Source organism: Brachybacterium subflavum, from assembly GCF_009299795.1.
GTDB classification, from domain to species: Bacteria; Actinomycetota; Actinomycetes; order Actinomycetales; family Dermabacteraceae; genus Brachybacterium; species Brachybacterium subflavum.
The window spans coordinates 183,966-201,163 of sequence record NZ_VIGP01000002.1; the positions used below are offsets into that span (position 1 = coordinate 183,966).

Genomic DNA, 17,198 nt, shown 5'->3' on the forward strand with positions numbered 1-17,198 from the left:
GGCCGGGCACGGCCGGCCGAGCGCGGCCGCCTGGGCACGGCCGACCGAGCGCGGCCGGCGGGCCGGCGGCCTTGGCCGCTCAGCCCCAGCCGAGCTCGTGCAGGCGCGACTCGGAGAGACCGAAGAGGTGGCCGAGCTCGTGGAGCACGGTCACCCGGATCTCGGCGACGAGCGCCTCGCGGCTCGCGCTCACCCGCTGCAGGGGCCCGCGGAAGATGAGGATCCGGTCGGGCTCGATGTAGCTGTCGAAGACGCTGCGCTGGTCCAGCGGGATGCCGTGGTAGATGCCCAGCAGCTCGGTCGCCTGGTGGCCGTCGCGCGCGGGATCGGGCTCCTCCTCGATGAGGATCACGACGTTCGACTCGGCGATCAGGCGCGCGGTCTCGTCGGGGAGCGAGTCCAGGGCATCGTCGACGGCCTCCTCGAAGTCCTCGCGGGTGATGGCGATCATGCGCTCATCGAACCACGGGCGCCTGCATCCGCCCCGTCGGTCCCCTCGTCGTCGGTCCCCGTGCCGCCCTGCTCCGCGAGCGCGGCGAGGACCTCCCGCCCGCGCTCGGTGCGGGGGAACTCCTCGACGATGCGCGCGAGCTCCTCCCGGTCGACGGCCGCGCCGAAGGCGCCGGCGAAGGGCTGCAGGCGCACGCCGCTGCGCAGGTCGCCGATCACGAGCGGGTCGAAGCCGAGGGCGTCGACGATCCGGGCCGCGCGCCCGGCGTCGGCCGGAGCCCCGGCGATCGCGACCGCGAGGCGCTCGGGATCGCCGGCGGGCCGCGCCCGCTCGTCGAGGTCGTGGTAGCCCATGTGGTTCAGGGCCTTCACCACGTGCGCGGCCGCCAGGTGCTCCTGGACGAGCTCGCTCGTGGAGGCGGCCGGCCCGCCGAGCTCCTCGCTGCGGCCGTCGGTCTCCCACCAGTGGTTCATCGCATCGATCACGAGCTTCCCCGCGAGCGCCTCGACGGGCAGCTCCCGGAAGCGTCCGAGCGGCAGCGCGAGGATCACCGCGTCGGCGTCCCGGGACGCCTCGAGCGCGCTCACGGCGCGGGCGCCCCGCGCGAGCACCGAGATGATCAGCTCGATGGCCGACGGGTCGGCGCTGCCGGCGATGAGCACGCGGTACCCGGCCGCGAGCGCCCTCCGCGCGAGCACGGTGCCGACCTTGCCCGCGCCGAGGATGCCGATCGTGCGGATCTCGGCCTCGGTGCTCACGCCGCGTCCCCGCTGGACCCGTCGTCCCCGTGGGTGCCGCGGGCCCCGTCGTCCCCGCTGGACCCGTCGTCCCCGCTCTCGCCGAGCATCTCGCGGACCAGGGGCACGACCTGCGTGCCGTAGAGCTCGACGGCCTGACGGCGCAGGGAGGCGAGGTTCGGGCCGGCGGTGTAGATGAAGTCGAAGCGCTGCACGTCCAGGGCGCGGATGTTCCGCACCATCTTCTCCGCGACGGTGCGCGGCGACCCGACGTACAGCGCGCCGTGCTCGACCTCCTGCAGGAAGTGCTCCTCGGTCATGGGCGGCCACCCGCGCTCGGCGCCGAGGCGGCGCATGTGGGCGGCGTAGGCCGGGAAGTACTCCTCGAGCGCCTGCTCGTCGGTCGCGGCGATGTGCCCGTGGGAGTGCATGCCGACCTGCTGGCGGGGCACGCCGAGCTGATCGGCCGCGCGGTGGAACAGATCCACGTACGGCGCGAAGCGCTGGGGCTCCCCGCCGATGATCGCGAGCATCAGCGGCAGGCCGTGCGCGGCCGCGCGCACCACCGACTGCGGGGAGCCGCCCACGCCGATCCAGGTGGGGATGCCTCCCTCGTGCGCGGTGCGCGGGTAGACCTGCGCGTCCTCCAGCCCGGGGCGGGTGGTGCCCGACCAGGTGACGGGCTGCTCCTTCATGAGCTCGGTCCACAGGCCCAGCTTCTCCTCGAAGAGCACGTCGTAGTCCTCGAGGGAGAAGCCGAACAGCGGGAAGGACTCGGTGAAGGAGCCGCGTCCCAGGATCACCTCGGCGCGACCGCCGGAGAGCGCGTCGACGGTCGCGAAGCGCTGGTAGGCGCGCACCGGGTCGTCGGAGCTGAGCACCGTGACGGCGCTCGAGAGACGGATGCGCTCGGTGCGGGTGGCGATCCCGGCGAGCAGGGTCTCCGGGGTGGAGATCGCATAGTCGTCGCGGTGGTGCTCGCCGACGGCGAAGATGTCGATCCCCGCCTGATCCGCGATCACGCCCTCCTCGAACACGCTGCGCAGCGCCTCGGCGTCGCTCACGCGCGCGCCCTTCCCGTCGACCATGACGTCGCCGAAGGTGTCGACCCCGAGCGTGATCCGATCCGTGCTGTCCATCTGCGGCTCTCCCTGTTCCGCGGCCTGCGCGCGGATCTGGCGCGCACGCCGCTCGTGCGTGATGGGGCCACTCTCCCGCCGACTTGTTGATTCGTCAACTATTCATCGCTGCAGGCGGAACCTCCCCGACGCCCCGATGTCACGTGCGCCGCATCGCACGCGAACCCGCTCGCGGGGCTGCCGCGGGGATCGGTATGCTTCCCCCGGGCCCCCATCGTCTAGCGGCCCAGGACACTGGCCTTTCACGCCGGCGACACGGGTTCGAATCCCGTTGGGGGTACGACTGGATGACTCCGGATCCGGGGTCGGGACCGCCGCCGCGAGCACCGGGAACGGGCACTGCGAGGTGTTTCACAGGCCGAGTGGTCGAGGGGCCCGAAAAGGTCCGGTAGAGTTATCCAGGTCGGAAACGCGAGAGCGCGGACGACGAGAATGGCCCTGTAGCTCAGTTGGTTAGAGTGCCGCCCTGTCACGGCGGAGGTCGCCGGTTCAAGCCCGGTCAGGGTCGCCCCGCACGAGAGGCCCCGGAGCAGATGCTCCGGGGCCTCTCGCATGTCCGGTGCATGCGGCGCGACTCAGCCGGCATCGACCCGCGCGTCCTACGCTCGGAGGATGAGCACGCGACCGACCAACCATCGCATCCACCTCGCCGCTCGCCCGCACGGCGAGCCCACCGCCGCCGACTACGAGCACGACGTCGTCGAGGTCCCCTCCCCCGCCGATGGCCAGGTGCTGCTGCGCACCCGATTCCTCTCCCTCGACCCGTACGTCCGCGGACGGATGAGCGACGCCGAGTCCTACGCCGCCCCGATGGAGATCGGGGACGTGATCGTGGGCGCGACCGTGTCTGAGGTCGTCGAGTCCGCCGCCGGGGGCTTCGCCGCCGGCGACGTGGTGCTCTCCTACGGCGGCTGGCAGGAATACAGCATCGAGGCCGCGGAGGGCCTGCGGCGCCTCGACCCCGACGCCGCCCCCGTCACCACCGCGCTCGGCGTGCTGGGAATGCCCGGCTTCACCGCCTACGCCGGGCTGCTCGCGATCGGCCGGCCGCAGCCCGGGGAGACCGTGGCCGTGGCCGCCGCCACGGGTCCCGTGGGCTCCGCCGTCGGCCAGATCGCACGGGTCCTCGGGGCGCGCGCGGTGGGCATCGCCGGCGGCGAGCGCAAGGTCGAGCGCATGCGCGAGCTCGGATTCGACGCCGCGCTGGACCACCGCGCTCCGGACCTCGGCGCCCGCCTCGACGACGTCGCGCCCGACGGCATCGACGTGTACTTCGAGAACGTCGGCGGTCCCGTCTGGGACGCCGTGCTCCCCCGACTCAACGAGTTCGCCCGCGTGCCCGTGTGCGGCCTCGCCTCCGGCTACAACGCGACGTCCCTGCCCGAGGGCCCCGACCGCACCGGCCAGCTGATGGGTGCCGTGCTGCGCAAGAGCCTGACGCTGCGCGGCTTCATCCAGCGCGAGTTCGCGCCCACGATGTTCGAGGACTTCCTGCGGGACATGACCGGATGGATCGGCAGCGGGCAGGTCCGCTACCTCGAGGACATCCACGAAGGACTGGACAGCGCCCCCGACGCCTTCCTGGGCATGCTGCGCGGCGACAACCTCGGCAAGACCATCGTGCAGGTCTCCTGAGGCGACCGCCCGCTGCCCGTCCGGCTCGGCCCGCCGGCCCGAACGGGACCGCCCGTCGGCCCGAACGGGACCGCCCTCGGCCCGAACGGGACCGCCCTCGGCCCGAGCGCGACCGCCCTCGGCCCGAGCGCGACCGCCCTCGGCCCGAGCGCGACCGCGCGCCGGGCCGACGGCGAGGGATCATTCCGATCCTGTGCGCATCACGCCACGACCTGGACGTCGAAGACGTGGATGGTCGCGTTCGACGGCAGCTGCACGGCCTCGACGGTGCGCCCCGCCTCGAGCGGCACGCTCACGGCGTACAGGCTGTAGGTGCCGTTCTCGTTGCCGAAGCCCGCGGGGGTGTTGCGGCCCTTCGAGGCGACGACCTGCTCGGCGGTGTCCTCGCCGGCGCCGACGCCCGTCCAGTTCGGCACGCCGATGTGGCCGGTGCTCGTGGTGCCGTCGGCGTAGTAGACGGTCACCGTGCCCGCGGCGTTCAGACCCGATCCGGACGCCAGCAGGGCGAGCGAGGAGCCGCTGCCGTCGAGCCGGAAGGCCTGCCCCTGCGCGGCGACGTTGTCCTTCTTCGCAGGTCCCAGGTCCGGCCAGGTGAAGGTCGCGCCCGCGCCCCGGATCTCGGAGCCGCGGACCACGCCCGCCTTCTTCAGGGCGGCGTCGGAGAACGAGTCGCCCTCGCCGTCGAACTCGCCCCGGTCCTTCTGGGCGAGATTCGTGGTGCCCACGTTGTTGCGGGCCGCCGCGAAGCTCGCGATCGGTTCGCCGGAGGTCTGCACGCGCTCACCACGGATGCTCCCGTGGCCGTCGCCGCCCCGGTAGGCGATGTAGGCGGTGAAGGCGTAGGAGTGGAAGCCGTCGCGCAGGGTCGGCACGCGCACGTCGAAGGACTTCGTCATCCGGGCTCCGGGCGCGATCTTCTCGGCGATCGTGATGGTCTCGGGGCTCGTGGTCCAGCCCTCGGGCCCGTGCAGGGTGATCGTGGTGTCGGTCATCGCCTCGCGCGAGGAGTTGGTGATGGTCACCGAGAGGGTCTGGATGGAGTCCTGGTCGGCGAGGTCGACCATGGAGACCTGGGCGTCGATCTGCCGGGGCGCCTGGCTCGCGGCGAGCGCGGGCACGGCCGCGGCGAGCACCAGGGCGATCGCGAGGAGCAGCGCCTGCGGGAGGCGCTTCAGGGCGGGGGTCGGGGGTGCGGTGGTGTTCACTTCGGCATCTCCTTCTTCTTCGAGTCGATCCCCTGGCGCAGCTCGGACCAGCGCCCGCGGGTGAAGTCCGGGTAGTCGAGGGTCGCCCCTCCCTGGTCGATCGACATCTCGCTCATGGGGACGGCGGCGCACCAGGTGGCCGAGTCGTAGACATCGATGTCGGGCACCAGGCCCAGGCGGATGCACTGGATGGTGCGCCACTGCAGGAGGTAGTCGATGCCGCCGTGGCCGCCGTTGGACTCGGCGTCGTCCCCGACCTCCTTCCACAGCCAGTGGTCGAACTCCTCCTGGAAGGAGTCGAAGGAGTGCCAGGCGTCGTCCCCGTGATCGGGCTCGACATAGATCCGGCCGCCGGAGTCCCCCGTGCCCACGTAGTCCTCGAAGAGGCCGCGGGCTCCCTGGATGGAGTTGATGCGGCTGTAGGGACGGGCGGTGGTGGTGTTGAGCTCGGTGCGGATCGAGCGCCCCTTCTCGGTCTCGTGCATGCAGGTCACGAGGTCGCCGGTGACGTATGTGTCCTTCCACGAGGGGTGCTCCGGCGGCATGAAGCGCTTGCGGTAGTCGGCCAGGCCCCGCGCGGCGCTCGCCTGCGCGCGGATGGTCGTGATGCGGTCCCCGCGGTTGATGTCCATCGCGTTGGCGACCGGCCCCAGGCCGTGCATCGCGTAGAAGGAGCGGTTGTGCTTCGTGTGCCAGGTGCGGCGCCAGTGATCGGTGTAGTAGTCCTCATCGAACAGCAGCGCACGCAGGTCGTGGCAGTAGCCGCCCGCGCCGTCGCTGAGATCGCCGAAGACGCCCGCGTGGGCAGCGCGCATCATCGCCAGCTCGTTGCGGCCGTAGCAGCAGTTCTCGGCGAGGAAGAGGTGGTTCTTCGTCTTCTCGACGGTGCCCACGAGGTCCCAGATCTCGTCGAGCTCGGTGGCGATGGGCAGCTCGACGGCCACGTTCGCCCCCGCCAGCAGCGCGGCCTTCCCCTGGGCGTAGTGGAACTCCCAGGGAGAGGCGATGTAGACGAGGTCCAGCTCGACCTCGTCGAGCATCTCCTGGAAGGAGTCCTCGGAGCCGCCGAACTCGCGGGGGCGGTCCTTGCCGGCATCCTCGAGCGCGTCGGCGATCTTCGTCGCGCGGTCGGCACGGATGTCGCAGACGGCGTCGATCGAGGTGCCCGGCACGGCGGCCCAGCCCTCGTACATCGTGCCGCCACGGTTGCCCAGGCCGATGAGGCCGACGCGCACGGTGTCGCGCTGGGCGAAGGGGACGCCGAGCATGGTGGCCCTGCCCTTCAGCGGCGAGTCGCCCGTGGACCCGCCCTTCCCTCCCTTCGCCTTCTCGGCGGGGGCGGCCGTCGCGGGCAGGGAGGTCGCGGCGGTGGCGAGGCCGGCGGCGCCTGCGGCGCCGGCCCCGGAGAGGAGCGCTCGACGGGATGGCATGCGGGATGAGTTCACGCTGTTTCACCTTGTGAGTGGGGGATGGGAGGCCGACGCAGGAGCGCCCGGTCGCGCGCGGACGCGCGGCCGACGGTGCGTGCGCGGGCGTTCGGAGGGCACATCGTCGTGCGGACCGCGGTGCTCCGAGACGCCCCGGCTCGTTCCGGGGCTGTGTCGAAGGTCTCATCCCTGGCGCTCGATGTCAAACGATTGACATCGCGCGGCCCCGGCCCCGCCGTGGTGGCATCGCTCACCTCGCCCCCTCCCCGTTGGGAGCGCCCCGGAACCCCTGGTAGCCTTGACTCCGGCTCGCCCGCGAGCCGCGGCTCTGTAGCTCAGTTGGTAGAGCGTTCGACTGAAAATCGAAAGGTCACCGGATCGACGCCGGTCGGAGCCACCACCGGAGGCCCTCACGCACACGCGTGAGGGCCTCTTCTCATGCGCTCCCCCATCACCGCAGCTCGACGCCTCCCGCGCGTGCTGGAATGGCCGGGTGACCCATTTCTACCGCCCGTCCGAGGGGCACCGGCTCCCCCATGACCCGTTCAACGCCATCGTGGCGCCGCGGCCCATCGGGTGGATCGCCACCGTCGACGCGCACGGCGCGAGGAACCTCGCCCCGTACTCGTTCTTCAACGCCCTCAACTACACGCCCCCGCTGATCGGCTTCTCCAGCAACGGCTGGAAGGACACCGTGGCCAACTGCGAGGCGACCGGGGAGTTCACCTGGAACCTGGTCTCGCGCGCGCAGGCCGAGCAGATGAACTCCTCCTCGACCACGGCCGAGGTCGACGAGTTCGACGCCGCTGGCATCGTCGCCGCCCCCTCGATCGAGGTCGGTCCCCCACGGGTGGCCGCCTCACCGGTGAGCTTCGAGTGCAGGGTCACGCAGATCATCGACCTGCGGACCTCGGTCGGAGGCTCCACCGGCTCGTGGTTCACCGTGGGCGAGGTCGTGGGCGTGCACCTGGAGGAGTCCGTCCTGGTGGACGGCGTCTTCGACACGGTAGCGGCCGACCCGGTGCTGCGCGGCGGCGGTCCCACGGCGTACTTCAGCATCGATCGAGCGCAGCGGTTCGACATGCGCCGGCCCGACTGAGCGAGCGCCGGGAGTCCGACGGGCCGATGGGCCGATGGGCCGATCGGCCCTGGAGGCCGACGACAAGGCGAACCCTGCCCTCAGATGCCGTCCTCGTCGCGGCCCCGCCGCTCGACGACGTCCTCGAGCTCCTTCTCGGTCTCGTCCTCGAGGTCGATATCGAGGTCCAGCGACGTGGGACCGCTCTCGTCCTCGGGCTCGTCCCAGTTCGAGAGGTTCGAGAGATCCGCGTGCTCGTGGGCGCCGCCCACCACGTTCTCGGGGAAGCGCTCGGGGGGCTCCTCCTCCCCCAGGTGCGGGCCCTGGGTCTCGTCGACGAAGCCGTCCTCGTCGTCGTCCTCGTCGAACGTCGCCGCGAGCCGCGGGGTGAGCTCGTCGATCGTGTAGGCGCTGCCGGAGACGAAGCCGCGGCGGAACGCGGCCCGTCCCACCATCGTGCTCGAGACGGTCACGGTGGCCATCTGCGCGAGCATCACCAGCAGCATCGAACCGGCGATCGCCCAGCTCCCGGCGATCAGCGCCGTCCCGGCGAGGACGAGCAGCAGGCCGACGGTCTGGGGCTTGGAGACGGCGTGCATGCGCCGCAGCACGTCGCTGAAGCGCTCGAGACCGATCGAGGCGACCAGGGCGAACAGCGCGCCGAGCGCGATGAGCACCAGTCCGATCACGTCCATCGCGCTCATCGCTCCTCACCCCCGGACTCGCCGCCGCGGCCGTCGGAACCCCGGGCGCTCGGTCCGGCATCCTCGGCGCCTCCATCGGCCTCATGGACGTCGAGGCCGGAGGCGAGGGACCCGGCGGCCGGTCCCGGCAGGCGCGGCGCCGCACCTCCCGCGACGGCATGGGGGCCGACGGGATGCGAGGGAGAGCGCGGACCCGGGCCGTCGTCGGTGAAGGGTGCACGGGCCACCGGGACCTCGTCGGCCTCCTCGCCGCCCGCGGCCGCACCGGGCCCCGCCCCGGACTGCGCACCGGACGCCGTCGCGACGCGCTCCACGGCATCCGGCCCTGCGCCGGCGCCCGCGGCGTCGACCGCCTCCTCGACGGCGCCTGCGGCGTCCGTGCCCTCCGCGTCCGCGGCCTCCGCGCCGGGCGGGTCCGAGGCGAGCGTGTCCGACTGCAGGGCGTCGGGATCCTCCGGCAGTCGGGCAGCGCCCGACCTCACCCGATCGCGGGAGACGAAGCGGGCAACCGCGAGCGTGCCGACGAAGGCGAGCGCGGTGAGCCCGAGCATGGGCGCCACCCCGTAGCTCGTCCCCGTCGCCGCCGTGTACAGCGCCATCCCCGCGACCACCAGGACGATGAGCATGTCCGAGGCGACGGCTCGATCCAGGATGGTCGGGCCGACGATCATCCGATGCACGGCGGGCAGCGCCGCGAGCGCGAGGATCCCCGCGATCACCATCAGCGCCACGTCGAGCGCATCCGCGTTCCCCATGATCATCGCAGCCCCGCCCCCTCGAGCACCTCGCCCCGGGCGAGCGCCCGCAGCAGACGCAGCTCCTGCTGCCGGGCCCGCTCGCGCGCCTGCTCGGCGCCGACCTCGTCGCCCACCCCGATGACATGCAGGAACAGGGTTCCGGTGGCGCGCTGCGCCTCGACGACGACGGAGCCGGGGATCAGCGTGGACAGCGCGGCGGTGAAGGTGAGGAACAGGTCGGAGCGCGAGACCAGCTCGACGGCGATCACCGCCGTGGGCGGCTCCGGCCCGGGCCGCACCGCCCACCAGGCGATCTGCACCGCCGAGACGGTCATGTCCCACAGGAACCGCGCCACCAGCCACACGAAGGCGAACGGCCGCAGCGTCACCTCGCGCGCCATGGACGGCAGCGGGAAGAGCACGTAGACGAGCACGGCGACGACCAGGCCGCCCAGCACGTCGGACGCCGAGAACCCGCCCCACAGCAGGCACCAGAACACGGTCGCGACCAGCAGGCCCAGCCAGCGGCTCGGCAGCTCGCGCAGCATCCCCCTCATCGCTCCTCCACCCGGGTGCCGTCGTCGCCGATGCGCCAGGCGAGCTGGTCGGCGGCGTCGTCGCCGAGGACCGCGCTCACGTAGGGACTGCGGTCCAGGACGGAGCGGGCCGCCTCGTCGGCGAAGTGCATGAGCGGCCCCGCGAGCACGGTCAGCAGCAGCGAGACCACGACGAGCGCCCCCGTCGCGCCGTACATGAGGGCCGGCACCCGCTCACCGTCCCGCTCGATGTCCGTCCCCTGCGGCGCCTTCTGCCAGAACGCGCGGTTCCAGATCTTCGCGATCGCATACAGCGTGAGCAGGCTCGTCACCACGCTGATCACGACCAGGATCCACGAGGCCGTGTTGCCGCGCGCGATGCCGGCCTCCACGAGGCCCACCTTGCCCAGGAAGCCGGAGAAGGGCGGGATGCCCGAGAGGTTCATCGCCGGCACGAAGAAGATGATCGCGAGCAGAGGGGCGGCCTTCGCGAGACCTCCCAGGCGCCCCAGGTTCGTGGTGCCCGCACGGTGCTCGATGAGCCCGGCCGCCAGGAACAGCGTGGACTGCACGGTGATGTGGTGGGCGACGTAGTAGATGGTCGAGGCGATCGCCAGACGGGTGGTGACGCCGATGCCGAAGAGCATGAAGCCCATGTGCGAGACCAGGGTGAAGGACAGCACGCGCTTGAGATCGGTCTGCGCGACCGCGCCCAGGATCCCGATCACCAGGCTGGCCCCGGCGGCCGCCAGCAGCAGGGTCTCCAGCTGGGAGGCCGGGAACAGCAGGGTCTCCAGGCGGATGATCGCGTAGATGCCGACCTTCGTGAGCAGGCCCGCGAACACGGCCGTGACCGGCGCGGGCGCCGTCGGGTACGAGTCGGGCAGCCACGCGCTGAGCGGGAAGATCGCGGCCTTGATGGCGAAGGCGACCAGCAGCATCAGCTCGAGCCCCATGCGCGTGGAGTCCGGCAGCTGGTCCAGGCGCACGGCCAGCTCGGCCAGGTTCACCGTGCCCACCGCTGCGTACACCGCGGCGATGCCGGCCAGGAAGATCACCGAGCTCAGCAGCGAGACGATCACGTACGTGGTCGCAGCGCGGATGCGGCTCGCGGACCCGCCCAGGGTGAGCAGCACGTAGCTCGCGGCCAGCAGGATCTCGAAGCTCACGTAGAGGTTGAACAGGTCCCCCGCGAGGAACGCGTTGGAGACGCCGGCGACCAGCACCAGGTAGGTCGGGTGGTAGATCGCGACGGGGGTGCGCTCGGTGTTCTCGCTGACGGACTGCGTGCTCGAGTACACGAGCACGGCGAGGGTGACGATGCTCGAGACCACGAGCATGAGAGCCGTCAGCCGGTCGGCGACCAGCACGATCCCCAGGCGCGGCGTCCAGCTCGCGATCTGCAGCACGAGCGTGCCGTCGACCGTGACGCGATAGCCGACGGCGAGGGCGACCGCGAGGATCGCGACCAGGGTCGTCGTGGAGACCGCGCGCTGCAGCACGGCGTGGTGGCGCAGGATCAGGGTGAAGGCGGCGCCGCCGAGCGGCAGCACCACGGGCAGGGCGAGGAGCAGTGCGACGCTCATGCGCGGTCCTCCTGGTCCTCGGCCGGTGCTCCGGACTGCTCGTCGGGCTGGTCCTCGGCCTCGTCGGCCTCCGTGTAGTCCTGGGGCACGTCCTGATCGCCCGTGAGGTCCTCTCCCAGCGGGTTCTCCTCCTCCTCGGGGGCGCGCAGCCCCTGTGACGCCTTCAGTGCGCCGCGCCGGGCGTCCTCGTCGAGGGCGTCGGCCCAGCCCACCTCGATGCCCTGACCGGTGCGGGCGCGGGAGCGGCGCAGCACGCGGCGGTCCTCGACGTCGTCGGGCACCTCGTCGTGGCCGAACAGCTGCCAGGCCCGGTAGGCCAGCGCCATCACGAACGCGGTCACCCCCAGGGTGATGACGATCGCGGTGAGCACCATCGCGAAGGGCAGGGGGTCGGTCATGTTCTCCGGGTCGTCGGAGCCCTCGAACGGAGGCGAGCCCCACGGCCCCGCGGCGAGGATGAACAGGAGGTTCACCCCGTTGCCCAGCAGCACGAAGCCCAGGATGATCCGGGTGAGGGTGCGCTCGAGCACGAGATAGACGCCGCAGGCGATGAGGACGCCGGCGGTCAGCACGAGGGCGAGGCTCACGGTCATCCGTCCTCAGCCTCCTGGTGCAGGTCGATCTGGGAGCCCAGGCTGCGCAGGATGTCGAGGACGACACCGATCACCACGAGGTACACCCCCACGTCGAACAGCAGCGCCGTGGGCAGGTGCACCTCACCGAGGACGGGCACGTGGAGCACAGGGGTCGCGGTCGAGAAGACGCTGCCCCCGAAGGCGACGGGCACCACTCCGGCGAGCACGGCCGTGGCCATGCCGACGCCCAGCACCAGGCCCGCCTGCACGGGCGCGGCCTCGGACAGCTCGTAGCGGCCGCCCGCGATGTAGCGCAGGGTCAGCGCGATGCCCGCGACCAGCCCGCCCGCGAAGCCGCCGCCGGGATGGTTGTGCCCGGCCATCAGCAGGTACACCGAGAACATCATCATCAGCGGGAACGACAGCCGGGTGATGACCTCGAGGACCACCATGCGCCGCTGCGGGGCGAGGGTGCGCCCTGCCGAGAGCCACGTGCGCCAGCGGTTGCCCGCCACGTCCTCGGGCCGGGTGTCGAACTCCAGGAGGTTGCGCGGCAGCTCGCCGTCGATCCGCCGGTTCCAGATGGTGCGGCCGGACCGCAGGCTGCTGACGCGCGAGATCGCCTGCTCGCGACGGGTCACGAAGATCAGGGAGGCGACGCCCGTGGCGACCACGAGCAGCACGGAGATCTCGCCGAAGGTGTCCCAGACGCGCGCGTCCACGAGGGTCACGTTGACGACGTTGTGGCCGCCCCCGATCGTGTACGCGGCCTCGATGAGGTCCTTGCCCAGCGGCGCCTGGGTGCGTGCGGCGGCGGCGTAGACGGCGACGCCGCACATGGCCGCGGCGGTGCCGATCGCGATCGCCCAGCGCACCCAGCGGTCCAGATCCAGCGGGCGGCGGGAGAAGTAGATCGGCAGGCGGCGCAGCGCGAGCACGAGCACGACCGTCATCATCGTCTCGACGAGCACCTGCGTCATGGCGACGTCCGGGGCGCCGGCGAGCAGGAAGTACAGCGCCACGACGTATCCGGTGACGGTGATGAGGAAGACCGCGCGCAGGCGCCGACGGGCCCGCGCGGCGCCGATCGCCGCGACGGCCGCGACCACGAGCAGCAGGATCTCGACCGGCGTCACGAAGGGCACGAGGTTGTCCGGCAACGGGTTCTGCCAGAACAGGATCGGCGCGGCGAGCGCGATGGTCACCACGAGCATCGTGCCCAGGGTGAACGGGAGCGATCCCCTCTGGTAGAGCGGGGTGACGAGGATGGCGAGGCCGTCGACCGCGCGCATGATCGCGCGGAAGCCGCGCTCGGCGTCGAGCAGCACCCCGATCCGGCCGTCGGTCCAGCGCTGCGGGGAGACCGCGCGCTGGAAGCGCTCGAGCGGGCGGGCGAGGACGGCGAGCACGGCGCCCAGCCCGAGGGCGAGTCCGCTGAGCGCGAGCGGCACGCCCAGGTGCGGGAGCATCGTGAGGTGCACGGCCCCGTGCTCCACGTGCTCCCCCAGCGCGGGGACCGTCTCGGAGAAGCCGCGCAGGACCTCCTCGAAGGGGTGGCTCGCGAACGGCAGGGCGAGGCTCGCGGCGACGATGACCGCCGGCGGCGCCCAGAACCCCCAGGGGATCCGCACGGCCCGCACGGGCGGCGCGCCGCCGGCGCGGCCGAAAGCGCCGACGACGAAGCGCCACGAGTAGGCGACGGTGAGGATCGACCCGACGACCAGGGCGATCAGCAGCACGCGCTGTCCCGTCCCGCCCTCCCAGAGCGCGGTGAAGATGGCCTCCTTGGCGACGAAGCCCAGCAGCGGCGGGACCGCCGCCATGGAGGCGGCGGAGAGCACGCCGATGGCCGCGACCACGGGCGCGACCCGCCACACCCCCGAGAGCATGCGGAGGTCGCGGGTGCCGAACTTCTTGTCGATGATGCCGACGACCATGAACAGCGGGGCCTTGAAGGCGGCATGGGCGATGAGCATCGCGGTCGCGGCGAGGGCAGCATCGGGGGTGGCGATGCCGGCGACGGCCATCAGGAAGCCGAGCTGGGAGACGGTCCCGTAGGCCAGCAGCAGCTTGATGTCGGTCTGGCGCAGGGCGCGCCATCCGCCCAGCAGCATCGTCGCCGCGCCGAGCACCGCGATCACCGTCCCCACGGAGGAGACGTGCGCGATCGCGGGGTCCAGCCGCAGCACCATGTAGACGCCCGCCTTCACCATCGCCGCCGCGTGCAGATAGGCGGAGACGGGCGTGGGGGCCGCCATCGCCCCCGGCAGCCAGAAGTGCGTGGGGAGCAGCGCGGACTTGCTCGCGGCGCCCGCGACGATCAGCAGCAGGGCGGTGACCAGGAAGGCGTCGGGCGCGCGCCACATGGGGTCCTCGACGATCCCGGCGAGGCTCAGGGTGCCCGCGCGCTCGCCGAGCATGAGCAGGCCGACGAACATCGCGAGCCCGCCGGCGGTCGTCGAGATCAGCGCGTTGATCGCGGCGCGGCGCGAGGCCTGCTTCTCGGCGTAGTGGCCGATGAGCAGGTAGGAGAAGATCGTGGTGAGCTCCCAGAAGACGAACATCACCATGACGTCGTCGGCCAGGACCAGCCCCACCATCGCCCCGGCGAAGGCGGTGAGCACGCCCGCGAAGCGCCCCAGCCCCGGCTCGGTGTCCTTGAAGTAGCGGGCGCAGTAGAGCAGCACGAGGGTGCCGACCCCGGTGGCCAGCAGCGCCATCACCCAGCTCAGGGTGTCCAGGCGGAACGTCAGGGAGATCCCGAGCTGCGGGATCCAGGGGACCGACTCGACGCGGGGCTCCTCGGCGAGCTGCGCCGGGGACATGCTCGCGAGCCAGACCGCGCTGAGCGCGGGGACCACGGCGAGCGGATAGAACGCGTTGCGCCCGATCGCGCGCACCGCAACCGGGCCCAGGAGGGCGGCTGCGAGGTGGGCGACGAGCACAAGGAGCACACGCTCTCCGTCCGTGGTGGGGGCGGGGGATCATGAATATTTTATCTGTTCGCCCTGGGGCGCCGCTGGGCCTTGGGATGTCGGGCATCCCGCACCGATCCGCAGACGGATCGGGAATACGGCGCGGCGCGCCCCCTAGAGTGCTCCCATGGCCTCCCCCACCGCTGGGTCCGTCGCTCCCGGCCCGTCCGGGCCCGCCTCCTCCTCCGCCCACTCGTCCCCCGCGCGCGGGGGACGCAGGGCGAAGGTCTCCTTCGCCCTCTGGGACGGGGGCATGTCCGCCTTCAGCTCCGTGATCCTCACCTTCGTGTTCGCGACCTACGTGACGAACGCGGTCGCGACCCAGGGCGCCGTGGGCGAGGAGGCCCTCAAGGTCGCCCAGGACCACGGCTCCCAGGTCCTCACCTCCTGGCAGGCGGCCGGCGCGGTCGCCATCGCCCTGCTCGCCCCGCTGCTGGGGAACCTCGCCGACTCCGGCGGGGCGCGCAACACCCTGCTGCGCGTCACGACGCTCGCGACCGTGGTGACCGTGGCGCTGATGCCGCTGATCGCCAGGGACCCCGCCTTCCTCACCCTGGGCGCGGCGCTGATAGCGCTGGGCGTGGTCTTCTCCGAGCTCGCCGGCGTGTTCGTGAACTCCGTGCTGCCGGAGATCTCGACGCCCGCCGACCGCGGCCGCGTCTCCGGCACCGCGTGGGCGGTCGGCTACTGGGGATCGATCGTGTGCTTGGGCCTGGTCCTCGTGCTGTTCGTGATGCCGGGGACGGGGGTCCTCGGCATCACGGGGGACGACGGCTGGAACCTGCGGGCGATCCCGCTGTTCGTCGCCGTCTGGATCCTGCTGGGCACCCTCCCCCTCATGCTGTGGGCGCCGAGGCATCGCGGCAGGGCCGGGCTCGAGGGCCGGATCCCGGGCGACGGGACCCCTGGCGCCGGCGTCGCCCGCGTCCGATGGACGCCGTGGCAGGGGTACGCGACCATCGTGCGCCGGGTGATCCGGGCCTTCCGCGAGGAGCCCGTGACCCTCGCCTACCTCGTCGCCTCCGCGATCTACCGCGACGGCCTCGGCGCGGTGTTCTCCGTGGCCGGGGTGCTCGCGGCCAACGCCTACGGCTTCTCCACCGTCGAGGTGATCGTGTTCGGGATCGCCGCGAACCTGGTCGCCGGGATCGGCGTGTTCGTCGGCGGGCGCATCGACGACCGCGTGGGCTCGCGGGCCGTGATCATCGCGGGCTGCGCGGCGATCGTGGTGCTGGGCCTGGTGGTCTTCGCGATCGACGCGCAGATCGTGTTCTGGGTCGCGGGGCTCGCGATCTGCCTGTTCGTCGGGCCCGTGCAGTCCTCCTCGCGGAACCTGCTCACGCGGCTCTCGGAGCCCGGGCACGAGACGGAGAACTTCGGCCTCTACGCCACCACGGGACGCGCGCTCGGCTTCCTCGGCACCGCGGCGTTCTCGCTCACCGTGTGGCTGTTCCACGACACGCGCATGGGCATCCTGGGGATCATCGTCGTGATCGCGCTGGGGCTGCTCGCCTTCGTGCCCATCCGCCTCGGCGCCGCCGGCCGCGCCGGGGACCTGGAGCCGAGCGACCTGCGGCAGGGTGCCTAGCCGCCCGGGCTTCAGCCTCCGGGCGCTCAGCCGTCGACGAGCGTGACCTCGAAGGAGTAGCGCGAGGCGCGGTAGACGTGGTGGCCGTACTCGATGACGCCGCCGTCGTTCGCGAAGGACTTGCGGTCCATCGTCAGCAGCGCCGCGCCCACGGTCTCCCCCAGCAGCGCCGCGTTCTCCTCGTCGGCCGTGATCGCGCCGATCCTCTGATGGCCGACGGCCGTGGCGATCCCGCGCTCCCGCAGCGCCGCGTACAGGCCCTTCTCGAGCAGGTCCTCGCGGCTGGGGGCGATGCGCTCGGGCAGGGTGTTGCGCATGACCGCGAGCGGCTCGTCGTCCGCGAAGCGCACGCGCATGAGATCCAGGACGAGCTCCCCGGTCTCCAGCAGCAGGCGTCCCGCCGCCTCGGCCGTCGGCCGTCCGATCCGGTACTCCAGCACCTCGGTGCGCGGATGCTTGCCCTCGCGCGCGAGGTCGTCGTAGAGGGAGGTCAGCGCCACCGGACGGTTCACCTGGGACTCGACGACCTGGGTGCCCACCCCGCGCTTGCGCACGAGCAGCCCCTTGTCCACCAGCTCCTGGATGCCCTGGCGGACCGTGGGGCGCGAGAGGCCGAGCCGGCTGGCGAGCTGCAGCTCGTTCTCGATGCGCGAACCGGGCACCAGCGTGCCCTCGCGGATCGCGCCCTCGATGGACGCTGCGAGCTGGAGGTAGAGCGGGGTGGACGAGCCGCGCTCGATGGGGATGCTCAGCTCGGTGGGGCGCGCGGGGTCCGCGGTCATGGGCGTCTCCTCCTCGGGCGCGGCTGCGGCGCCGCGTGTCCGG

Annotated in this window: 16 protein-coding genes and 3 tRNA genes; 7 read left to right on the plus strand and 12 right to left on the minus strand. The window is 72.2% G+C overall.

Annotated elements, in window-relative coordinates; genetic code table 11:
• Positions 1-79 precede the first annotated feature (79 nt).
• From FHG10_RS04695 to FHG10_RS04705, 3 genes are read right to left on the minus strand one after another with little or no spacing between them, the layout of a single operon-like run.
• A complete protein-coding gene (locus FHG10_RS04695; RefSeq protein WP_152352175.1) occupies positions 80-451 on the minus strand; it encodes a metallopeptidase family protein in 372 nt (123 codons plus the stop codon).
• The gene (locus FHG10_RS04700; protein WP_152352176.1) at positions 448-1,209 is read right to left on the minus strand and encodes an NADPH-dependent F420 reductase; all 762 of its coding nucleotides are present in this window, start codon (positions 1,207-1,209) and stop codon (positions 448-450) included. The genes FHG10_RS04695 and FHG10_RS04700 overlap by 4 nt, the downstream gene beginning before the upstream one ends.
• A complete protein-coding gene (locus FHG10_RS04705) occupies positions 1,206-2,327 on the minus strand; it encodes an LLM class flavin-dependent oxidoreductase (RefSeq protein ID WP_152352177.1) in 1,122 nt (373 codons plus the stop codon). Before FHG10_RS04705 ends, FHG10_RS04700 begins: the two co-directional genes overlap by 4 nt.
• A 207-nt stretch (positions 2,328-2,534) precedes the next feature.
• Between FHG10_RS04705 and FHG10_RS04710 the strand changes: the two genes are divergently transcribed.
• The 4 genes from FHG10_RS04710 to FHG10_RS18485 all read left to right on the plus strand — a co-directional run bounded on the left by FHG10_RS04710 (position 2,535) and on the right by FHG10_RS18485 (position 4,274).
• A tRNA-Glu gene (locus tag FHG10_RS04710) sits at positions 2,535-2,607 on the plus strand.
• A 154-nt stretch (positions 2,608-2,761) separates the two neighbouring features.
• Positions 2,762-2,835: transfer RNA gene (locus FHG10_RS04715), tRNA-Asp, on the plus strand.
• Between the two features lie 104 nt (positions 2,836-2,939).
• Entirely contained in the window at positions 2,940-3,962 is a 1,023-nt protein-coding gene (locus FHG10_RS04720; RefSeq protein WP_152352178.1) for an NADP-dependent oxidoreductase, read from the plus strand.
• A 12-nt stretch (positions 3,963-3,974) separates the two neighbouring features.
• A complete protein-coding gene (locus FHG10_RS18485) occupies positions 3,975-4,274 on the plus strand; it encodes a hypothetical protein (RefSeq protein WP_406565152.1) in 300 nt (99 codons plus the stop codon).
• Here FHG10_RS18485 and FHG10_RS04730 read toward each other — a convergent pair.
• Both FHG10_RS04730 and FHG10_RS04735 read right to left on the minus strand, forming a co-directional pair.
• Positions 4,163-5,167 carry an NEW3 domain-containing protein gene (locus tag FHG10_RS04730; protein WP_152352179.1) on the minus strand — a complete coding sequence of 335 codons (1,005 nt, stop codon included), beginning with the start codon at positions 5,165-5,167 and terminating at the stop codon, positions 4,163-4,165. The two genes, FHG10_RS18485 and FHG10_RS04730, sit on opposite strands and share 112 nt — an antisense overlap.
• A complete protein-coding gene (locus FHG10_RS04735) occupies positions 5,164-6,597 on the minus strand; it encodes a Gfo/Idh/MocA family protein (protein ID WP_152352180.1) in 1,434 nt (477 codons plus the stop codon). Before FHG10_RS04735 ends, FHG10_RS04730 begins: the two co-directional genes overlap by 4 nt.
• 321 nt (positions 6,598-6,918) lie before the next feature.
• On the opposite strand from FHG10_RS04735, the gene FHG10_RS04740 reads away from it, so the two are divergent.
• Together FHG10_RS04740 and FHG10_RS04745 are read left to right on the plus strand one after the other, a co-directional pair.
• Positions 6,919-6,994, plus strand: a tRNA-Phe gene (locus FHG10_RS04740).
• Between the two features lie 93 nt (positions 6,995-7,087).
• Positions 7,088-7,693 (plus strand): flavin reductase family protein, encoded by a 606-nt coding sequence (locus FHG10_RS04745; RefSeq protein WP_152352181.1) that lies wholly within the window; start codon positions 7,088-7,090, stop codon positions 7,691-7,693.
• 80 nt (positions 7,694-7,773) lie between these two features.
• On the opposite strand, the gene mnhG is transcribed toward FHG10_RS04745, so the two are convergent.
• The 6 genes from mnhG to FHG10_RS04775 are packed head-to-tail and all read right to left on the minus strand — an operon-like array spanning position 7,774 to position 14,764.
• Positions 7,774-8,376, minus strand: a complete 603-nt coding sequence (mnhG, locus tag FHG10_RS04750) for a monovalent cation/H(+) antiporter subunit G (RefSeq protein ID WP_152352182.1) — start codon at positions 8,374-8,376, stop codon at positions 7,774-7,776.
• Positions 8,373-9,137 (minus strand): monovalent cation/H+ antiporter complex subunit F, encoded by a 765-nt coding sequence (locus tag FHG10_RS04755; RefSeq protein WP_152352183.1) that lies wholly within the window; start codon positions 9,135-9,137, stop codon positions 8,373-8,375. Before FHG10_RS04755 ends, mnhG begins: the two co-directional genes overlap by 4 nt.
• Entirely contained in the window at positions 9,134-9,670 is a 537-nt protein-coding gene (locus tag FHG10_RS04760) for a Na+/H+ antiporter subunit E (protein WP_152352184.1), read from the minus strand. Before FHG10_RS04760 ends, FHG10_RS04755 begins: the two co-directional genes overlap by 4 nt.
• Positions 9,667-11,235: a Na+/H+ antiporter subunit D gene (locus FHG10_RS04765; protein WP_152352185.1), complete on the minus strand. Its 1,569-nt coding sequence runs from the start codon at positions 11,233-11,235 to the stop codon at positions 9,667-9,669. The genes FHG10_RS04760 and FHG10_RS04765 overlap by 4 nt, the downstream gene beginning before the upstream one ends.
• Positions 11,232-11,828 (minus strand): Na(+)/H(+) antiporter subunit C, encoded by a 597-nt coding sequence (locus FHG10_RS04770; protein WP_152352186.1) that lies wholly within the window; start codon positions 11,826-11,828, stop codon positions 11,232-11,234. Before FHG10_RS04770 ends, FHG10_RS04765 begins: the two co-directional genes overlap by 4 nt.
• Positions 11,825-14,764 carry a Na+/H+ antiporter subunit A gene (locus FHG10_RS04775; RefSeq protein WP_152352187.1) on the minus strand — a complete coding sequence of 980 codons (2,940 nt, stop codon included), beginning with the start codon at positions 14,762-14,764 and terminating at the stop codon, positions 11,825-11,827. Before FHG10_RS04775 ends, FHG10_RS04770 begins: the two co-directional genes overlap by 4 nt.
• 148 nt (positions 14,765-14,912) lie before the next feature.
• On the opposite strand from FHG10_RS04775, the gene FHG10_RS04780 reads away from it, so the two are divergent.
• Entirely contained in the window at positions 14,913-16,373 is a 1,461-nt protein-coding gene (locus tag FHG10_RS04780) for an MFS transporter (RefSeq protein ID WP_152352188.1), read from the plus strand.
• Positions 16,374-16,399: 26 nt separating this feature from the next.
• Here FHG10_RS04780 and FHG10_RS04785 read toward each other — a convergent pair whose 3' ends face one another.
• Positions 16,400-17,155 (minus strand): GntR family transcriptional regulator, encoded by a 756-nt coding sequence (locus FHG10_RS04785; protein WP_152352189.1) that lies wholly within the window; start codon positions 17,153-17,155, stop codon positions 16,400-16,402.
• Positions 17,156-17,198 lie beyond the last annotated feature (43 nt).